Origin of the sequence: Phycicoccus sp. Soil802, assembly GCF_001429605.1 — a bacterium.
Taxonomy (GTDB): domain Bacteria; phylum Actinomycetota; class Actinomycetes; order Actinomycetales; family Dermatophilaceae; genus Pedococcus.
This window is the reverse complement of sequence record NZ_LMSS01000007.1, coordinates 226,560-244,727: the sequence shown is the minus strand read 5'-3', so window position 1 is coordinate 244,727 and position 18,168 is coordinate 226,560. Positions and strand designations below refer to the sequence as shown.

The 18,168-nt window shown below is 71.9% G+C and carries 18 protein-coding genes and 2 tRNA genes; 15 read left to right on the top strand and 5 right to left on the bottom strand.

Going from position 1 to position 18,168, the window contains the following annotated elements; genetic code table 11:
* The first annotated feature begins 59 nt into the window (after positions 1 to 59).
* The 15 genes from ASG91_RS18130 to ASG91_RS18060 all read left to right on the top strand — a co-directional run bounded on the left by ASG91_RS18130 (position 60) and on the right by ASG91_RS18060 (position 12,592).
* Positions 60 to 950, top strand: a complete 891-nt coding sequence (locus ASG91_RS18130) for a MoxR family ATPase (protein ID WP_056924261.1) — start codon at positions 60 to 62, stop codon at positions 948 to 950.
* Positions 947 to 2,059, top strand: coding sequence for a VWA domain-containing protein (locus ASG91_RS18125; RefSeq protein WP_056924038.1), 1,113 nt, complete (start codon positions 947 to 949; stop codon positions 2,057 to 2,059). The genes ASG91_RS18130 and ASG91_RS18125 overlap by 4 nt, the downstream gene beginning before the upstream one ends.
* Entirely contained in the window at positions 2,052 to 3,248 is a 1,197-nt protein-coding gene (locus ASG91_RS18120) for an XdhC/CoxI family protein (RefSeq protein ID WP_056924037.1), read from the top strand. The genes ASG91_RS18125 and ASG91_RS18120 overlap by 8 nt, the downstream gene beginning before the upstream one ends.
* 98 nt (positions 3,249 to 3,346) lie before the next feature.
* Positions 3,347 to 3,868, top strand: a complete 522-nt coding sequence (locus tag ASG91_RS18115) for a (2Fe-2S)-binding protein (protein ID WP_056924036.1) — start codon at positions 3,347 to 3,349, stop codon at positions 3,866 to 3,868.
* The gene (locus ASG91_RS18110) at positions 3,865 to 6,357 is read left to right on the top strand and encodes a xanthine dehydrogenase family protein molybdopterin-binding subunit (RefSeq protein WP_056924035.1); all 2,493 of its coding nucleotides are present in this window, start codon (positions 3,865 to 3,867) and stop codon (positions 6,355 to 6,357) included. Before ASG91_RS18115 ends, ASG91_RS18110 begins: the two co-directional genes overlap by 4 nt.
* Positions 6,354 to 7,208, top strand: a complete 855-nt coding sequence (locus tag ASG91_RS18105; protein WP_056924034.1) for a xanthine dehydrogenase family protein subunit M — start codon at positions 6,354 to 6,356, stop codon at positions 7,206 to 7,208. Before ASG91_RS18110 ends, ASG91_RS18105 begins: the two co-directional genes overlap by 4 nt.
* 4 nt (positions 7,209 to 7,212) lie before the next feature.
* A complete protein-coding gene (locus tag ASG91_RS18100) occupies positions 7,213 to 8,010 on the top strand; it encodes an SRPBCC family protein (RefSeq protein ID WP_056924033.1) in 798 nt (265 codons plus the stop codon).
* A 189-nt stretch (positions 8,011 to 8,199) separates the two neighbouring features.
* Positions 8,200 to 8,649: a type II 3-dehydroquinate dehydratase gene (aroQ, locus tag ASG91_RS18095; RefSeq protein WP_056924032.1), complete on the top strand. Its 450-nt coding sequence runs from the start codon at positions 8,200 to 8,202 to the stop codon at positions 8,647 to 8,649.
* A gap of 96 nt (positions 8,650 to 8,745) precedes the next feature.
* Positions 8,746 to 9,936 (top strand): acyl-CoA dehydrogenase family protein, encoded by a 1,191-nt coding sequence (locus tag ASG91_RS18090; RefSeq protein ID WP_056924031.1) that lies wholly within the window; start codon positions 8,746 to 8,748, stop codon positions 9,934 to 9,936.
* A gap of 150 nt (positions 9,937 to 10,086) precedes the next feature.
* Positions 10,087 to 10,159, top strand: a tRNA-Thr gene (locus ASG91_RS18085).
* A 32-nt stretch (positions 10,160 to 10,191) separates the two neighbouring features.
* Positions 10,192 to 10,265, top strand: a tRNA-Met gene (locus tag ASG91_RS18080).
* A gap of 112 nt (positions 10,266 to 10,377) precedes the next feature.
* A complete protein-coding gene (rpmG, locus tag ASG91_RS18075) occupies positions 10,378 to 10,548 on the top strand; it encodes a 50S ribosomal protein L33 (RefSeq protein ID WP_056882210.1) in 171 nt (56 codons plus the stop codon).
* Between the two features lie 84 nt (positions 10,549 to 10,632).
* Positions 10,633 to 11,079, top strand: a complete 447-nt coding sequence (locus ASG91_RS18070) for a MaoC family dehydratase N-terminal domain-containing protein (protein WP_056924030.1) — start codon at positions 10,633 to 10,635, stop codon at positions 11,077 to 11,079.
* Positions 11,080 to 11,081: 2 nt separating this feature from the next.
* Complete coding sequence (locus ASG91_RS18065) at positions 11,082 to 11,504, top strand: MaoC family dehydratase (protein ID WP_056924260.1); 423 nt, start codon at positions 11,082 to 11,084, stop codon at positions 11,502 to 11,504.
* An 11-nt stretch (positions 11,505 to 11,515) separates the two neighbouring features.
* Positions 11,516 to 12,592, top strand: coding sequence for a UDP-N-acetylmuramate dehydrogenase (locus ASG91_RS18060; protein ID WP_056924029.1), 1,077 nt, complete (start codon positions 11,516 to 11,518; stop codon positions 12,590 to 12,592).
* Between the two features lie 63 nt (positions 12,593 to 12,655).
* Here the strand turns inward: ASG91_RS18060 and ASG91_RS18055 are convergent, their stop codons facing one another.
* The 5 genes from ASG91_RS18055 to ASG91_RS18035 form a co-directional block, all read right to left on the bottom strand.
* Positions 12,656 to 13,711, bottom strand: a complete 1,056-nt coding sequence (locus ASG91_RS18055) for an adenosine deaminase (RefSeq protein WP_056924028.1) — start codon at positions 13,709 to 13,711, stop codon at positions 12,656 to 12,658.
* Between the two features lie 49 nt (positions 13,712 to 13,760).
* Positions 13,761 to 14,762, bottom strand: coding sequence for a PD40 domain-containing protein (locus tag ASG91_RS18050; protein WP_157606419.1), 1,002 nt, complete (start codon positions 14,760 to 14,762; stop codon positions 13,761 to 13,763).
* Positions 14,759 to 16,042: an MFS transporter gene (locus ASG91_RS18045; RefSeq protein WP_082594299.1), complete on the bottom strand. Its 1,284-nt coding sequence runs from the start codon at positions 16,040 to 16,042 to the stop codon at positions 14,759 to 14,761. The genes ASG91_RS18050 and ASG91_RS18045 overlap by 4 nt, the downstream gene beginning before the upstream one ends.
* 171 nt (positions 16,043 to 16,213) lie before the next feature.
* The gene (locus ASG91_RS21115) at positions 16,214 to 16,648 is read right to left on the bottom strand and encodes a hypothetical protein (RefSeq protein ID WP_056924026.1); all 435 of its coding nucleotides are present in this window, start codon (positions 16,646 to 16,648) and stop codon (positions 16,214 to 16,216) included.
* Between the two features lie 167 nt (positions 16,649 to 16,815).
* A complete protein-coding gene (locus ASG91_RS18035; protein ID WP_235543966.1) occupies positions 16,816 to 18,114 on the bottom strand; it encodes an aminotransferase class I/II-fold pyridoxal phosphate-dependent enzyme in 1,299 nt (432 codons plus the stop codon).
* Positions 18,115 to 18,168: the final 54 nt, after the last annotated feature.

Here is an 18,168-nt window from a genome sequence, read left to right as displayed (position 1 = left end):
GACGCCGGAGTGAGATCTTGCCCCTTCAATTAGGCGTCGCGATGAGTGATGCTGTGGACATGGAGCCACGCGAGGCGTTCTCGTCCGCGGGGGCACTGACGCAGGGGCTTGCCGACACGGGTTACCTCGCCGACGACGCCCTCGCGACGGTTGCCTGGCTCGCGCTCCGGCTGGAGCGGCCGCTGCTGCTCGAGGGGGAGCCCGGCACCGGCAAGACCGCGCTCGCCGAGGCCATCGCGGCGGCCCTCGACCTGCCCCTCATCCGGCTCCAGTGCTACGAGGGCATCGACGCGACGCAGGCCCTCTACGACTGGGACTTCCCCCGGCAGATCCTGCACCTGCGCGCCGTCGAGGCAGTGGCGTCCGACGGCCAGGACCTTGCTGCCGTGGAGGACCAGCTGTTCGACCAGCGCTTCCTGCTCGCCCGTCCCGTGCTGCGGGCGCTGCGCGAGTCGCCGGTCGTGCTGCTCGTCGACGAGATCGACCGGGCCGACGACGAGTTCGAGGCGTTCCTGCTCGAGGTGCTCTCGACGTGGCAGGTGACCATCCCCGAGCTGGGCACCGTCACGGCGGCGACGCCACCGATCGTCGTGCTGACCTCCAACCGCACCCGCGAGCTCCACGACGCGCTCAAGCGTCGATGTCTCTACCACTGGATCGACCACCCCAGCCTCGAACGCGAGCTGCAGATCGTCCGGTCGCGGGCGCCGCACGTCTCAGAATCCCTTGCGGCACAAGTCGTCTCGACGGTGCAGCGACTGCGCAACGAGCACGACCTGATCAAGCCGCCGGGGGTCGCGGAGACGCTCGACTGGGCCCGCGCCCTCGACGAGCTCGGTGCCTCGGACCTCGACCTCGACACGGCAGCCGCCAGCCTGGGCGTCGCCGTGAAGTACCGCGAGGACGCGGAGCGGGTCAGGGCCGCCCTCGACCGGATCCTGGCCCGATGACCATCGCGCCGGCGCACGCCGCGGACGAGATCCTCCTCGGGTTCGCGCGCGCCCTGCGGGCCGCCGGGGTCAACGTCACCGCCGACCGTGAGCGCACCTACCTCGAGGCGGTCGAGGCCGTGGGCGCCGACGACCAGTCGGCAGCCTTCTGGGCCGGCCGGGCGACGTTGTGCGCCTCGCCCGCCGACCTCGAGCGGCACGACCAGGTGTATGCCGCGTGGTTCGGCCTCGAGCGCGCCGGCACCCGGCGGCGCCGCGACTCGACCCACACCGTGGCGCAGGCCCCGCTCGACCTCGGGCGGGGTTCGACCGAGGACCCGCAGTCGCCCGAGGACGTGGTCCGCGCCCAGGCGAGTGCGGCCGAGGTGCTCCGGCACCGCGACGTCGCCTCGCTCAGCAGCGCCGAGCGGGCCAGGCTCGCCGCGATGTTCGGAGCCCTGCGGCCACGCGCGCCACGCCGGCCGGCGCACCGACAGACCCCGGCCCGCCGCGGAGCGGTCGACGCCCGGAAGACCCTGAGGGAGCAGCTGCGCAGGATGGGCGAACCGGGCCCGATCGCCTGGCGCCACAGGGGGACTCGGGCCCGCCGAGTGGTCCTGCTGGTCGACGTCTCGGGGTCGATGAGCGCATATGCCGACGCCCTGCTGCGACTGGCCCACGCCTACGTGGCCACCGGCCTGCCGGTCGAGGTCTTCACGCTCGGCACCCGGCTGACCCACGTGACCCGGCCCCTGCGACAGCGCGATCCGGAGCGGGCCCTCGTCGCCTGCGGGGCGAGCGTCCCCGACTGGTCGGGCGGCACCCGGCTGGCCGAGGGGGTGCGCGCCTTCCTCGACAGGTGGGGTCGGCGCGGGATGGCGCGAGGTGCGGTCGTCGTCCTCTTCAGTGACGGCTGGGAGCGCGACGAGCCCGAGGCGCTGGGCGAGCAGATGCGTCGTCTGCAGGCACTGGCGCACCGGGTCGTCTGGGTGAACCCGCACCGTGGCAAGCCCGGCTACCAACCGGTGCAGCAGGGGATCGTGGCTGCGCTGCCGCACGTTGACGACTTCGTGGCAGGCCACTCGATGGCCGCCTTCGAGGAGCTGGTGGAGGTGGTCGGCCGTGCGTGAGGTGCTTCCCGAGCTGCTCCGCTGGTGGCGGGCGGGTGCGACCGTCGGCGTCGGGACGGTCGTGGGCACCTGGCGGTCGGCGCCGCGACCGGCCGGGGCAGCGATGCTCGTGGGGCCGGGCGGGGAGGCGGTCGGCTCGGTCAGCGGCGGCTGCGTCGAGGGAGCCGTCTACGAGCTCGCCCAGTCAGTCGTCGCCGACGGGACACCGGTGCTGCAGCGCTACGGCGTGAGTGACGACGACGCGTATGCCGTCGGCCTCACCTGTGGGGGCATCCTCGACGTGTTCGTCGAGCGGGTGAGCCGGGAGAGCTTCCCGGAGCTCGACGAAGTGGCCCGGGACATCGAGGCCGGGCGACCGGTCGCCGTGGCCACCGTCATCGAGCACCCCGACCCGGCCTGGCTCGGGCGCCGGCTCATCGTGCGGCCCGAGCAGGACAGCAGCGCCGGCGCGTCGACCGGGTCACTGGGCTCACCCCGGGCCGACGACGCCGTCACCGACGACGCCCGCGGCATGCTGGCCTCCGGACGCACCGAGACGCTGACCTACGGCCCGGACGGCGAGCGCCGCGGTGAGGGCATGCGGGTCTTCGTCTCGTCGTTCGCGCCCAAGCCGCGGATGCTGGTCTTCGGCGCCATCGACTTCGCCGCTGCGGTGGCCCACCAGGGGCACTTCCTCGGCTTCCACGTGACGGTCTGCGACGCCCGGCCCGTCTTCGCCACCACCTCCCGCTTCCCGTCGGCCGACGAGGTCGTCGTCACCTGGCCACACCGCTACCTCGAGGCCGAGCGCGACGCCGGCCGGATCGACGCGCGCACCGTCATCTGCGTGCTGACCCACGACCCCAAGTTCGACGTGCCGGTCCTCGAGGTCGCCCTCCGCCTCCCCGAGGTGGCCTACGTCGGGGCGATGGGCTCGCGCCGCACCCACGACGACCGGCTGGCGCGGCTGCGCGAGGCCGGCCTCACCGAGGTCGAGCTGGCGCGCCTGTCGAGCCCGGTCGGTCTGGACCTCGGCGCCCGCACGCCGGAGGAGACCGCGGTGAGCATCGCGGCGGAGATCATCGCCCTCCAGTGGGGCGGCCGGGGCGAGCGCCTGGGCCACCGCGAGGGCCCGATCCACCACCACGCACCCGGTCTGGTGGCCGCGACGTCGCGATCCGAGGAGGCCACCGGAAACCACCCGGATTGACCGTTGTCCCAGCCCTCCGGACGGAGAAGTATCCGAAGGAGCCGGGCCTGCCCAGCCAGTACCTGAAGCACTCGTGTTCGTCACAGAGAGGTGATCGAATGACCCGCATCAGCGTCACGGTCGACGGCGTCGACTACTCCGACGAGGTGGAGCCGAGAACGCTCCTCGTCCACTACCTGAGGGAGCAGCTGGGCAAGACGGGCACCGTCGTCGGGTGCGACACGAGCAACTGCGGTGCGTGCACCGTGCACCTCGACGGCCGCAGCGTGAAGTCCTGCAACGTGCTGGCGGTCCAGGCGGACGGACACGACGTGACCACGATCGAGGGCCTGGCCAAGGACGGCGAGCTGCACCCCATGCAGCAGGCCTTCCACGACTGCCACGCGCTCCAGTGCGGTTACTGCACGCCCGGGATGATCATGCAGGCCATCGACGTCCTCAACGACACACCGGACCCGTCCGAGGAGCAGATCCGGGTCGGGCTCGAGGGCAACCTGTGTCGCTGCACCGGCTACCACAACATCGTCAAGGCAGTGCAGCAGGCGGCTGGCGCCGGCGCGACCACGGGTTCGTCAGCCGGGACGACCAGCGGTTCGACCCTGGGCGGTGAGCCGGTATGACCGCCGTCGAGGACCGCCCGAAGACCGAGGTGGGCGCAGCGCGCAAGCGCAAGGAGGACCAGCGGCTCATCACCGGCCGGACCAAGTGGACCGACAACATCCAGCTCACGGGCATGCAGCACCTGGCCATGGTCCGCAGCCCGTTCGCCCACGCCCGGATCACGGGCATCGACACCGCGGCCGCGAAGAAGGCCCCGGGCGTGGTCGCCGTCCTGACGGGGGCTGACATCAAGGACACCCAGGGCGCGATCGCCAACGCCTGGCCGATCACCACGGACCAGAAGGCGCCCGCCCACCTGCCCGTCGCCGTCGACCACGTCGCCTGCGCCGGGGAGATCGTCGCCCTGGTGGTGGCCCGGACCGCCGCGCTGGCGCGCGATGCCGCGGAGCTGGTGGAGGTCGACTACGACGAGCTGCCGGCCGTGCTGGACGCCAAGGAAGCGGTCGAGGACGCCGTCCTGGCCCATCCCGACCTGGGGACCAACAAGTCGGCCCTCTGGCGGCTCGACTCCGGTGAGCAGGGCAGCGGCGGCGATGTCGACGAGGAGATCGCCAAGGCTCGTGCCGACGGCATCGTGATCGAGCGCGAGTACCGCCAGCAGCGCCTCATCCCGGCCTTCATGGAGCCGCGCTCGACCGTCGTCGACCCCACAGGTGAGCAGATCACCGTGTGGACGTCCACCCAGGTCCCCCACATCCTGCGGTTCCTCATCGCCGCCACGACCGGCCTGCCGGAGTCCAAGGTCAGGGTCATCGCCCCGGACGTGGGCGGTGGCTTCGGCGGCAAGCTGCAGACGACCGCTGAGGAGTTCGCGACCCTGGCCGCCGCGCGGCACGTCGGCAAGCCGGTGAAGTACACCGAGACGCGGTCGGAGTCGCTCGTCTCCGGGCACCACGGTCGAGACCAGTACCAGACGCTGACCCTGGCCGCGACCAAGGACGGCACCGTCACCGCGCTCAAGGTCGACCTCATCGCCAACCTCGGCGCCTACGTCGGCCTGGTCGGGGGAGGCGTTCCCGTCCTCGGGGCCTGGATGTTCAACGCCATCTACAAGTTCCGCGCCTACCGCTTCACGGTCCAGACCGTCCTGACCAACACCACCTGGGTGGACGCCTACCGCGGTGCGGGCCGTCCGGAGGCGACCTACGCGGTCGAGCGGCTCATGGACGAGCTCGCGGTCGAGGTGGGGGTCGACCCGTTGGAGATCCGCGAGAAGAACTGGATCAAGCACGAGGAGTTCCCGTTCACGTCCGTCGCGGGCATGACCTACGACTCGGGGAACTACGAGGCGGCCACCGCGCGCGCCAAGGAGCTCTTCGACTACGACGGGCTGCGGCGGGAGCAGCAGGAGCGCCGCGCCAGCAAGGACCCGGTCCAGCTGGGGATCGGCGTCTCCACCTTCACGGAGATGTGCGGCCTGGCGCCATCGCGCGTCCTGGGCAGCCTCAACTACGGCGCCGGTGGATGGGAGCACGCCTCCATCCGGATGCTGGCCACCGGCAAGGTCGAGGTGATCACGGGGACCTCACCCCACGGGCAGGGCCACGAGACGGCCTGGAGCCAGATCGCCGCCGACCGGCTGGGTGTGCCCTTCGAGGACATCGAGGTCCTCCACGGCGACACCCAGATCTCGCCGCGTGGCCTCGACACCTACGGCTCGCGCTCGCTGGTCGTGGGCGGCGAAGCCGTTGTGCGAGCCGCCGACAAGGTCGTCGAGAAGGCCAAGGTCGTCGCGGCCCACCTCCTCGAGGCCAGCATCGACGACGTGGAGTTCTCGCAGGGCCGGTTCACCGTGCGGGGCACGGACAACGGGATCGGCATCACCGAGATCGCCACGGCGCAGTTCACTTCGCACAACCTCCCCGACGGCGTCGAGTCCGGCATCGACGCCGATGCGACCTTCGACCCCGACAACTTCTCCTTCCCCCACGGCACGCACCTGTGTGCCATGGAGGTCGACACCGAGACCGGTCAGGTGACGATGCGCAAGTACGTCTCCGTCGACGACGTCGGTCAGATCATCAACCCCCTCATCGTCGAGGGGCAGGTGCACGGAGGCGTCGTCCAGGGCATCGCGCAGGCCCTGTGGGAGGAAGCCGTCTTCGACGACCAGGGCACCCTCGTGTCCGGCTCGTTCGTCGACTACACCCTGCCGACCGCCGCCGACACGATCAGCCTGGTCACCGAGAACACCACCTCACCGTCGACGACCAACACCTTGGGCACCAAGGGCGTCGGCGAGGCCGGCGCGATCGCCTCCACGCCAGCCGTCGTCAACGCCCTGGTCGACGCCCTGCGACCGCTGGGCATCAACGACCTCCAGATGCCGTGCACCCCCGAGCGGGTCTGGAAGGCCATCCAGTCGGCCGGCTCGAACCAGGCCGAGGCCACCACCGGTGACGCCCAGCCGCACTTCGACGCCGGCGCGCCCAACCAGGACACCCCCGGTGACGATGCCGGCGCCTCGACGGACGGAGCAGGCCAGTGATCCCCGCATCGTTCGACTACGTCGCCCCCACCTCGGTCGCCGACGCCCTCGCGGCGCTGGCCGAGGCCGGCGACGACGCCAAGGTGCTGGCCGGCGGCCAGAGCCTGCTGCCCATCCTCCGGATGCGGCTCAACGCCCCGGAGAAGGTCATCGACCTCGGCCGGATCGAGGAGCTCAAGGGCGTGTCCGAGGACGGCGACCACGTCGTCATCGGTGCGATGACCACGTATGCCGATGTGCTGGCGAGCGACCTCGTCCGTCAGCACGCGGGGCTGCTCACCGACGCGATCGCCGAGGTGGCCGACCCGCAGATCAGGCACCGCGGGACGGTCGGTGGCGCGCTCGTGCACGCCGACCCGGCCGGCGACGTGGGGGCTCCGGCGCTCGCGCTCGAGACGGAGTTCGTCATCACCGGCAGCGGTGGTGAGCGCACCGTCGCGGCAGCCGACTTCTTCCAGGACCTGTTCGAGACGGCGGTGGGGGAGGGCGAGCTGCTCACCGCCATCCGCGTCCCGAAGCACACCGGCTGGGGCCACCGCTACGAGAAGTTCGTCCGGGTCTCCCACCAGTGGTCGATCGTCGCGGTCGCCGCGACGGTCCGGGTCGACGGCGGCACGATCGCCGAGGCGAGGATCGGGCTGACCAACATGGGGTCCACCCCGCTGCGGGCCACCGCCGTGGAGCAGGCGCTGGTGGGCAAGGCAGCCACCGACGAGGCGGTGCGGGAGGCCTGTGCTGCGGCCGCGGAGGGCACCAACCCGCCGTCCGACCTCAACGGCGACAGCGACTACCGCAGGCACCTCGCCACGGTCCTCGCCCGACGGGCCGTCCTGGCCGCGGCAGGGGCGTGAGCCCGTGGAGCTGAGCCACTCGTTCACCGTGCCCGCCACCGTCGAGCAGACCTGGGCCACCTTCATGGACCTGCCCCTGGTCGGCGGCTGCTTCCCCGGGGCCACCGTCACCGAGCTGACGGACGAGGGTTTCGCCGGCACGGTGAAGGTCAAGCTCGGCCCGATTGCGCTGGTGTACTCCGGCACGGGCGCCTTCGTCGAGCGGGACGACGCCACCCACCGGGCCGTGATCGAGGCCAAGGGCAAGGACAAGCGGGGCAACGGCACGGCGGGCGCCACCGTGACGATCCAGCTCGCCGAGGCCGGCAACGGGTCGACCCGCGCCGACGTGCAGACCGACCTGGCCGTGACCGGCAAGCCGGCGCAGTTCGGACGGGGGGTCATGCAGGACGTGTCCGACAAGCTGCTCGGCCAGTTCATCGCCTGCATCGAGGGCAAGGTAGGCGATGCCAACCCCCACGATGCTGCAGACCCCGGGCTGCAGGGATCTCACCCCATTGGAACGAAACCTGCATCTGCCGCAGGGCCCGAGGTCCCCACGCCGGCTCCCGAGGTCCCCGCCCCGGCTGCCGAGGTCCCCGCGCCGGCTGCCGAGGTCCCCACCCCGGCCGCTGAGGTCCCCGCCCCGGTCACGCTGGCCCCGGTCGCCCCGCAACCGACCCCGCCGAAGGAGCAGGACGACGCGCTCGACCTGGGCTCCACCGTGCTGCCGATCCTGCTCAGGTCCTACGGCAAGCAGGTCGCCATCGGCGTCGTCGTCGTGGTCGCCGTCATCGTCATCTGGCGGGCGATGAGCGGCTAGCCCGCCCCACGGCATACCCACCGCACGGCCCATGGCCGCCGACCCGCCCAAACGGACGATGACGAGGTCGTCCGGACATGTGGACCTGCGGTGACCTACCCTGAAAGTGGTCGGTCGCGTGGAAGGGTGGCCGCAACCCCACACCGCCGCGGGCCACGCGGCACCCTGCCAGCACAGGAGCACGCCACGATGAGCCAGCAGACCGTCGTCGTCCTCAACGGACCGAACCTCAACCTGCTCGGCGAGCGCGAGCCCGAGATCTACGGGTCCGACACCCTCGCGGAGATCGAGGCCCTGTGCCGCAAGGCCGCCGGCCTGGCCGGGCTCGAGATCGACTTCCGCCAGAGCAACCACGAGGGCGTCCTCATCGATGCCATCCACGAGGTCCGCAAGTCGGCCGTGGGCCTGGTCATCAACGCCGGCGCCTACACGCACACCTCGATCGCGCTGCGCGACGCGCTCGCGGCGGTGAGCTTCCCCGTGTTCGAGGTGCACCTCAGCAACGTGCACCAGCGCGAGGAGTTCCGGCACCACTCCTACCTGTCCGCCGTCTCGAACGGCGTCATCACCGGGTGCGGCCCCAGCGGCTACGCCTACGCGATCGCCCGCATCTCCGAGCTGGTCGACCACCGGCACTGACCTTCCGGCTCTCCCCCCTGTTGGAAGTGGAACTACCGGATATCCGGTAGTTCCACTTCCAACAGAAGGGGAGAGCCGGGCTGCAAGACTGCGGGCATGACCCCGCAGTCACCACTCGACCCGATGGACCTCGCAGGGATCGACGACCTGCTCTCCGACGAGGAGAAGGCGATCCGCGGCACCGTCCGCGCCTTCCTCGACAAGCGGGTGGAGCCGTTCGTCGCCGACTGGTTCGAGCGGGGCGAGATCGACGACATCCGCGGCCTGACCAAGGAGCTCGGGGCGCTTGGGCTGCTCGGGATGCACCTGGAGGGCTACGGCTGCGCCGGGATGAGCGCGGTCGACTACGGCCTGGCCTGCCTCGAGCTCGAGGCCACTGACTCCGGCGTGCGGAGCCTGGTCTCGGTGCAGGGGTCGCTGGCGATGTTCGCGATCCACCGCTGGGGCACCGAGGAGCACCGGGGGCGCTGGCTGCCCTCGATGGCGACCGGTGAGGCGATCGGCTGCTTCGGCCTGACCGAGCCCGACCACGGCTCCGACCCCGCGTCGATGCGCACGAGGGCCCGCCGAGTCGGCGACGACTGGGTGCTCGACGGCGCGAAGATGTGGATCACGAACGGCTCGATCGCCGACGTCGCGGTCGTCTGGGCCAACGCGGGGGAGGAGCACGGCGGGATCCGTGGCTTCGTGGTCCCCACCGACAGCCCGGGGTTCTCGGCTCCCGAGATCAAGCACAAGCTGTCGCTGCGGGCCTCGGTGACCAGCGAGCTGGTGCTCGACGGCGTCCGGCTCCCGGGCGACGCGGTGTTCCCCGAGGTCCGGGGTCTCAAGGGTCCCCTCTCGTGTCTGTCCGAGGCCCGCTACGGCATCGTGTGGGGCTCGCTCGGGGCCGCCCGGTCCAGCCTCGACACCGCCCGTCGCTACTCCATCGAGCGCGAGCAGTTCGGCCGCCCGCTGGCCGGCTTCCAGCTGACCCAGCAGAAGCTCGCCGACATGGCGCTGGAGCTCGTCAAGGGCCAGCTCCTGGCCCTGCACCTGGGCCGTCGCAAGGACGCCGGGACACTGCGGCCGGAGCAGGTCAGCCTGGGCAAGCTCAACAACATCCGTGAGGCGATCGACATCTGCCGGATGTCCCGAACCATCTTGGGGGCCAACGGAATCAGCCTCGAGTACCCGATCATCCGGCACATGAACAACCTCGAGTCGGTGCTCACCTACGAGGGCACCGTCGAGATGCACACCCTCGTGATCGGGCAGGCGATGACGGGCCAGCAGGCCTTCCGCTAAGGCCCCGCTCCGGGGTCATCTGAGGGCGACGCGGAATGCCGTCGCGCGGGCCCGGCCGCGCGGCATACCCTCGATTTTCGGTGGAGGCATCTGACCGTGTAGTCTCACCGTCGCACTTCCGCGCGGGTCCTGCCCGCGAGGTTCGTGCCCGCCCCCTTAGCTCAGTCGGCAGAGCGTTTCCATGGTAAGGAAAAGGTCGTCGGTTCGATTCCGACAGGGGGCTCTGGGAAGGGCGCCGCGAGGCGCACGCCCCATGGCGGGGTAGCTCAGCTGGTTAGAGCGCACGACTCATAATCGTGAGGTCGCGGGATCGAGCCCCGCTCCCGCTACAGCCGCGATTTCAGGATTCACCCTGGATTCGCGTATTCTGATGCGTCGTTGCCCGTGTATAGCGGGCCCACTCGATTTCACACCCAGTCAGTTCCGAGAGCAGGTTGCCCCGTGGCTAGCAAGAGCGCAGACGTCCGCCCCAAGATCACCTTGGCGTGCGTGGATTGCAAGGAGCGCAACTACATCACCAAGAAGAACCGTCGGAACAACCCCGACCGCCTGGAGATGAAGAAGTTCTGCCCCCGCGACGGCAAGCACACGGTCCACCGCGAGACCCGCTGACCTGACGCGTCCCGACAGCCGCCCCGGACCACGGTCCAGGGCGGCTTTGTCATGCCCGGGCCGGTGCCCCATAGGGTGGGGAGCATGGCCGTCAACGCAGACTTCGCAGGGCGCAGCTACCCGCCCAGTGGCCCGTATGCCGTGGACGCGGCGATGCTCGCGGCGTTCGCCTCCGCGGTGGGTTCGCAGGACCCCGTGCACACCTCGACCGAGGCCGCGCAGGCCGCCGGCTACCGCGACGTGATCGCGCCGCCGACCTTCGCCGTGACGATCGCGCAGCAGTGCGACGCGGTGTTCGTCCAGGACCCCGAGGCCGGTATCGACTACAGCCGGGTGGTCCACGGCGAGCAGCGCTTCGTCCACCACCGCCCGATCACGGCCGGCGACTCCGTGCTGGGCACCCTCACGGTCGACACCGTCCGCGAGGCGGGCGGCCACGCGATGGTCACCACCCGCACCGAGCTCACCACCGAGGAGGGCGAGGCGCTGTGCACCTCGACCTCCACCATCGTCATCCGAGGAGGGGAGTGACCGTGGCTGCACGGAGCCTGGCCCAGACCGCCGCGGGCGACACCATCGGACCGGTCACCATCGCCGTGGCCCGCGAGACCCTGGTCGCCTACGCGAACGCCTCCGGTGACCAGAACCCGATCCACCAGGACGAGGACTTCGCGAAGTCCGTCGGACTGCCCGACGTCATCGCCCACGGCATGTGGACCCTGGGTGCGGCCGGTTCGGTGGTCGAGGAGTGGGCCGGCGACGGTGGCCGGGTCGTCGAGTTCGGCACCCGCTTCACCAAGCCCGTGGTCGTCCCGCAGGGCGGCGGCGAGGTCGAGGTCTCCGGAGTCGTCAAGAGCGTCGACGAGGACACCCGCCGGGCCACGGTCGAGCTGACCGCCACCAGCGAGGGCGCCAAGGTGCTCGGGCGCTGCATCGCCGTCGTCCAGCTCGACTGACCGGGGCGCCCATGCATGACGAGCACGACGTCGCCCTGGCGTCGCTCACGACGATGCGCGTCGGTGGACCGGCCGCGCGGCTGGTCACGGCCGAGACGATCGACGACGTGGTCGACGCCGTGCGCGAGGTCGACGACGCCGACGAGCCACTGCTGGTCCTCGGCGGCGGCTCCAACCTGGTCATCGCCGATGCCGGGTTCGCGGGCAGCGTGGTGCGCCTGGCGACCGACGGGGTCACCGTCGAGTCGGCCGACCTCTGCGGCGGGGTCATGGTCCGCGTCGCCGCCGGCGTCGTCTGGGACGAGTTCGTGGCCCGGGCCGTCGCCGAGGGCTGGTCCGGCGTGGAGGCGCTGTCCGGCATCCCCGGCTCGACCGGTGCGACGCCGGTGCAGAACGTCGGGGCCTACGGCCAGGAGGTGGCGCAGACCATCGCGTCGGTCCGGGTGTGGGACCGCGCCCAGCAGCAGGTGCGCACGATCAGCTCGCTCGACTGTGCCTTCACCTACCGGCACTCGATCTTCAAGGCGTCCTCGCGCCACGTGGTGCTGGACGTGCTCTTCCAGCTCATCCCCAGCGAGCTGAGCCAGCCGGTGGGCTATGCCGACCTGGCCCGCCAGCTCGGGGTCGAGGTGGGCGACCGGGTGCCGCTGGCCGCTGCCCGCGAGGCGGTCCTGCACCAGCGGCGCAACCGAGGCATGGTGCTCGACGAGGCCGACCACGACACGTGGTCGTGCGGCTCCTTCTTCACCAACCCGATCCTGTCGGCCCGGCGGTTCGCCGCGCTGGAGTCGCGGGCGGCCACCCGGCTGGGGGCCGAGGGGTCGACGCCGCCGCGGTTCGCCGACGCTGACGGCAACGTCAAGACCAGTGCCGCGTGGCTGATCGACAGGGCCGGGTTCGAGAAGGGCTTCGCCCTGCCCGGCAGCGGCGCGGCCCTGTCGAGCAAGCACACCCTGGCGATCACCAACCGCGGTGCCGCCACGGCCGCCGAGGTCGCCGAGCTGGCTCGTCACCTGCAGGCCGGGGTGCACGACGCGTTCGGTGTCACCCTGGTGAACGAGCCGGTGTTCGTCGGCCACGAGCTCTGACGCTCAGCCCCGAGCTCCAGCGAGTCTTTGATGGGTTGACCCCACCAGAGCGTGGGGGACCCATCAAAGACTCGGGTCGGGTCCGGCCGCGTCAGGTGGGGTCGCCAGCCAGGTGTCGATGTCGGCCAGGACCGCGTCCCGCACCTCGGCGGGCGCGCGCGAGGCCGTCACCGAGCCCCGTGCGAGGGTGGCCAGCTCCTCGTCCGTGAAGCCGAGGGCGTCGCGGGCCAGCTGGTACTGGGCGGCCAACCGGGACCCGAACAGCAACGGGTCGTCGGCGCCCAGTGCCACCGGTATGCCGTGCTCGACGATCGTGCGCAGGGGCACCTCGGCGTTGCTGCCGTAGACCCCGAGGGCGACGTTGCTCCGAGGGCACACCTCGAGGGCGACGCCCGACTCAGCGACGAGCTCGAGCACGCGGGGGTCCTCCACGCTGCGCACGCCGTGGCCGATCCGGTCCGGCCGGATCGCCTCCAGCGTGGACTCGACCGCGGTGGGGCCGAGCAGCTCACCGGCGTGGGGCACCAAGGCCAGGCCGGCCCGCCGGGCGATGGCGAAGGCCGGGGCGAAGTCGGCGGTCTGCCCGCGTCGCTCGTCGTTGCTGAGCCCGAACCCGACGACGGTCCCGGCACCTTCGCCGGCATGCTGGGCCGCCAGCCGGGCGAGGGTGCGGGCGTCGAGGGGGTGGCGGATGCGGCTCGCCGCCACGACCACGGCGACCTGCGTCGACCCCTCGCGGGACGCGGCGGCGGCCTCGTCGAGCACAATCTCGAGGGCGGGGGTGATGCCACCGACGAAGGGCGCGTAGGAGGTCGGGTCCACCTGGATCTCGAGCCACCGAGACCCTTCGCTCGCGTCGTCCAGCGCGGCCTCCCGGACGATGCGCCTCAGGTCGGCCTCGTCGCGCACACAGGCGCGGGCCGCGTCATACAACCGTTGGAACCGGAACCACCCGCGCTCGTCGCGCGCACTCAGCTGCGGCGGGTACCCCGTCGTGAGGGCGTCGGGGAGGTGGAGGTGGTGCTTCTCGGCCAGCTCACGCACGGTCTCCACGCGCATCGAGCCGGTGAAGTGCAGGTGCAGGTGCGCCTTGGGCAGGTCGGTCACCGGGCGCGGCATGCGAGGCAGTCTTGCATCCGCTGTGGTCGGACCGGTCCGGGGCCCGCCGCTAGCGGACGACCGACGCCGACCAGGCCTGCGGCACGAGGAGGCGCGGCGCACCGGCCCCGTCGGCGGGGACCGCCCAGAGGTCGGTCTCACCGCCTCGCTCGCCGGTCAGGGGGAGCCCGTAGAGGACGGTGGAGTCGTCGAGCCACTGCACCTGGTCGTCGACGCTGCGGGTCTCGGCCAGCAGCCGCTCGCTTCCCGTGGCCAGGTCGAGCACGGCGATCCGCCACCCCCGCGAGGACGGCTGCAGCTTCTTGTAGGCCACCCGTCGCCCGTCCGGTGACAGCGAGGGGCACTCCGCGCCCGAGCGCACCGTGGTGACCGACCGCTTCGACACGCTTCCCCGGGCCAGCCACGGCCGTCCGTCGAACGCGACGGTGAGGTAGAAGGTGTTGTCGTCGAGGAAGGTCACCCCCCAGTAGTTGCGGTCGACCGGGGTGATCCGGCGGCCTTCGTGGGTGAGCGCGAAGTCCTCGAGGTGGACCGCGGTGCCCGCCGCCAGGTCGTGCACGTAGGTGCGGGTGGCGAAGCCGGCGCTGAGGTACGAGTCGCCGGCCACGAAGGCCGTGGTGGCAGCCAACCTGCCGTCGGGGGAGAGTCGCGCGCGACTGGGTATGCCGGGCAGGTTGCGCCGGTAGGTCACGTGGCCGGTGCGGTCCCAGGCCGTGACCGAGCTGCCCAGCACCACCCCCGGTCGCGAGCGGAGGCAGAGCGTGGTCCCTCCTCGCTGGTCGACGCGCTCGCAGGCGTCCGCGGTGACGGCGCGCGGGCCGGCAGGGTCGGCCAGCGTGGACATCGCCACCTTGCCGAAGTCGGGACCCAGGGCCGTCGACCGGTAGACGAGGTGCGGCACGGCCTCCACCTCGGCCAGCGAGGCGCTCGGGACGCTCGTCGGCGTGCGTGCGGCGGGCGCCGGCCGGCTCGACACGGCATACGCGACGACGCCGCCGACGCACAGCACCACGACCACCGCGAGGGCCACCACCCGGGAGCGCTGGCTCATCGCCGGGCTCCGGGCCCGGGCGCGGACCGCAGGAGCAGCCACGCCACCGGGACGACGACGGCCAGCAGGGCGGCCATCAGCAGGGCCGCGCGACCCGGCCCCACGAGCGTCCAGGTCCAGCCGAAGACGACCGCCGCCGCGAGCCGGGTGAGGGCCACCGCGGACTGCGCGGTGGCGATCGCGCTGCCCCGCACCTCCGGGCGGACCACCGATGCCGCCGCGGCGGCCAGGACCCCGTCGGTGGAGGCGTAGAAGGCGCCGAGCAGGAGCAGGCAGCCCGCGCCGAGGACCAGGGAGCCGACCGGGCCGGAGGCGCAGACGTAGGCGCCGACGAGGAACAGGTGCCCCACGACCATCACGCGGGCCCGCCCGAACCGGTCCGCCACCCGCCCGAACGGGACGGCGAGCGCGAGGTAGGCCAGGTTGGTCCCGACGAACAGCAACGGGAACCAGAGCGCGGCGAGGTCGTTGCGGTCCTGCAGGACGAGGTAGATGAAGGCGTCGCTGAGGGTCAGCAGGCCCAGCAGGCCAGCCGCCCCCACGAGCCGGGCGAACCCGGGCTCGGCGAGCATCCGCACGGTGGGACGGGCCACGTCCACGGCTGCTCCGGTGTGCTGGTCCGCCGTCCTGGCCGCGCGGGCCGGTCGCAGGTCGGGCACGAGCAGGGCGAGCAGGGCGACCCCGATCACCGCCGCCGCCAGCGAGATCACGAAGACCAGCCGGTAGTCCTCGGGCACCGCCCAGAGGGCGAGGAAGGCGAGGAGCGGCCCGAGCATGGCCCCCGTGGTGTCCAGGGCACGGTGCACGCCGAACGAGCGACCGAGCGACCCCGGGTCGCTGGAGGCGGCGATGAGGACGTCACGGGGGGCGGTGCGCAGCCCCTTGCCGAGGCGGTCGACACCCAGGACCCCTGCGACCACCGCGGCCCCCGGCAGCCACAGCAGCACGGTGCGGGCCAGCGCTGACACGGTGTAGCCGGTCAGCGCCACCTGCTTGGGTCGGTCCAGCCGGTCGGCCAGCCACCCGCCGAGGTAGCGCACCACCACGGAGGCGGCCGAGTACAGCCCGTCGACCAAACCGTAGGCCAGCGGCGACAACCCGAGACCGGCGGTGAGGTAGAGCGGCAGCACGGCCGCGGCGGACTCGGACGAGATGTCGGTGGCGAGGCTGACCAGCCCGAGCAGGATGACCGTCCGCGCGACCGGTGCACGTGCCGCCCTGCCCCCACGGGTGGCGGGCGCACCCGGTGGAGCCGGGCGGTGCCGGTCGGCGAGGTACACGAGCGCCCCCTGGTGCCCGCGCGGGTCCGTGCGCGGTGCGGCCAGTCTACGAAGCGGGCCTTCCCGCGGGCGGGCGTTCAGGCAGATCAGCGCCGGTGAGCACCCGCCGGCGCCGCCGGCCGCTGGGGTCAGCAGCGCCGGTGAGCACCCGCCTGCGGCTGGCCCGCTGGGTCAGTCGTCGACGACGTGGATGGCTGCCGACTCGGGACTGCCCGCCCCGGCCTCGGCGCCGCCGACCTCACCGTCGTCGACGAACTCGGTGGAGGGGTCCGGCTCGTCGTCGTCGGACGCGCCGGACTCGAAGTCGTCGCCGTCCACGGCACCGGAGTCCAGCCCGCCCTCGTCGTCGGGCGCGCCGTAGGCGGAGTCCGGGTCGGCCTCCTCCTGGCGGATCCGCTGCTCGATGGTCTCCTCCTGGCCCTGCTCCCAGGCGGTGGTGCCCCACTCGGTGTTGCGCGGCTGGCTGTCCGGCGGCGACCAGGGCTCGTTGTCACCCTCGCTGGCGTCGAGCAGGTCGTCCTGCCCGCTGCCCGAGTCGGTCGCGTCGTCGAGGCTGATGCTGCCGAGGTCGTCGTCGAAGCTCTCCGTGCCGGGTTGGTCGCTCATGCGTCCACCTTGCGGGACCCGCGATGCCCCCGCAAGGGGAGCCCGCGGCATACCCCGCCCGGACCCAGCTTTATCGGGTCAAGGGGGAAGGATGACCTGCGCACGACTTCGGAAGCGGGGTGAAGGTCAAGGTTCTTGCCAGACCCGATAAAGCTGTGAGGAGCGGGTCAGGCGGCGCTGAGCTTCTCCGCCGCCGCCAGCAGGACGCACGTCGCGACGGCTTCCATCGCCTCGCTGACCTGGTCGAGCGGCGGGAAGGTGGGGGCGAGGCGGATGTTGCGGTCGCGCGGGTCGTCGCCGTGGGGGAACGAGGCGCCAGCCGGCGTGAGGGCGATGCCGGCCTCCTTGGCCAGCTGGACGACACGGGACGCCGTGCCGTCGAGGACGTCGAGGCTCACGAAGTAGCCGCCCGTCGGCTTCGTCCAGGTGGCGACCCCGAGGCCACCGAGGCGCTCGCTCAGGACCCGCTCGACCTCGGCGAACTTCGGGGCGATGATCGCCCGGTGCTTGACCATGTGGTCGCGCACGCCCTGCGGGGAGCCGAAGAACTGCGCGTGGCGCAGCTGGTTGACCTTGTCGGGTCCGATGGCGCCCTTGCCGAGGTGGGTGGTGTACCACTTCACCGTCTCGACCGACCCGGCCAGGAACGCGACGCCGGCGCCGGCCAGGGTGATCTTCGAGGTCGAGGCGAACAGGATCGGCCGGTGCGGGTGTCCCGACGCCGCCGCCAGCGTGAGGATGTCGGCGCTCTTGGCCTCCTCGTCGGTGAGGTGGTGGAAGGCGTAGGCGTTGTCCCAGAAGATCTTGAAGTCGGGGGCGGCGGTCGGCATCGAGGCCAGTCGCGCGGCGATCTCCTGCGTCACGACCGAGCCGGTGGGGTTGGCGTAGGTCGGCACCAGCCACATGCCCTTGATGCTCGGGTCGCTGGCGGCCAGCCGCTCGACCTCGTCCATGTCCGGGCCGTCGTCGTGCATGGGCACCGTCACCATGTCGATGCCGAACCACTCGAGCAGGGTGAAGTGCCGGTCGTACCCGGGCACCGGGCAGATGAAGGTGACCTTCTCCTCCTGGCTCCACGGGCGCTCGCTGTCGACCCCGCCGTGCAGCCAGAGGTCGACCAGCACCTCGCGCATCATCACGAGGCTGGAGTTGCCGCCGGCGACGACCTGCTCGGGCTCGACCCACAGCAGCTCGGCGAACATCTCGCGCAGCTCCTTGATGCCCTCGAGACCCCCGTAGTTGCGGGTGTCGACCCCGGCGGCGTCCTTGACGCCGTGGGGCAGGGACAGCAGGTCCGCGGACAGGTCGAGCTGGGCCGCGGCGGGCTTGCCTCGCGTGAGGTCGAGCGACAGGCCGCGCGCCTTCAGCGCGGCATACGCCTCCTGCTGCTCCTGGGCGAAGGCCTGGAGCTCCTGGGCGGAGCGCTCGGCGAGGGGGGTGCTGGCGGTGGCGGTCTGCTCGGTCACGGGCTCCATGCTCCCAGAGCCCCGGTATGCCGCGAAGTCGCCGTCCGCAGCCCG

Coding starts and splice junctions, on each gene's coding strand:
- ASG91_RS18130 (WP_056924261.1), top strand. CDS start 60: ATGGAGCCACGCGAGGCGTTCTCGTCCGCGGGGGCACTGACGCAGGGG.
- ASG91_RS18125 (WP_056924038.1), top strand. CDS start 947: ATGACCATCGCGCCGGCGCACGCCGCGGACGAGATCCTCCTCGGGTTC.
- ASG91_RS18115 (WP_056924036.1), top strand. CDS start 3,347: ATGACCCGCATCAGCGTCACGGTCGACGGCGTCGACTACTCCGACGAG.
- ASG91_RS18110 (WP_056924035.1), top strand. CDS start 3,865: ATGACCGCCGTCGAGGACCGCCCGAAGACCGAGGTGGGCGCAGCGCGC.
- aroQ (WP_056924032.1), top strand. CDS start 8,200: ATGAGCCAGCAGACCGTCGTCGTCCTCAACGGACCGAACCTCAACCTG.
- ASG91_RS18090 (WP_056924031.1), top strand. CDS start 8,746: ATGACCCCGCAGTCACCACTCGACCCGATGGACCTCGCAGGGATCGAC.
- ASG91_RS18070 (WP_056924030.1), top strand. CDS start 10,633: ATGGCCGTCAACGCAGACTTCGCAGGGCGCAGCTACCCGCCCAGTGGC.
- ASG91_RS18060 (WP_056924029.1), top strand. CDS start 11,516: ATGCATGACGAGCACGACGTCGCCCTGGCGTCGCTCACGACGATGCGC.
- ASG91_RS18055 (WP_056924028.1), bottom strand. CDS start 13,711: ATGCCGCGCCCGGTGACCGACCTGCCCAAGGCGCACCTGCACCTGCAC.
- ASG91_RS18050 (WP_157606419.1), bottom strand. CDS start 14,762: ATGAGCCAGCGCTCCCGGGTGGTGGCCCTCGCGGTGGTCGTGGTGCTG.
- ASG91_RS21115 (WP_056924026.1), bottom strand. CDS start 16,648: ATGAGCGACCAACCCGGCACGGAGAGCTTCGACGACGACCTCGGCAGC.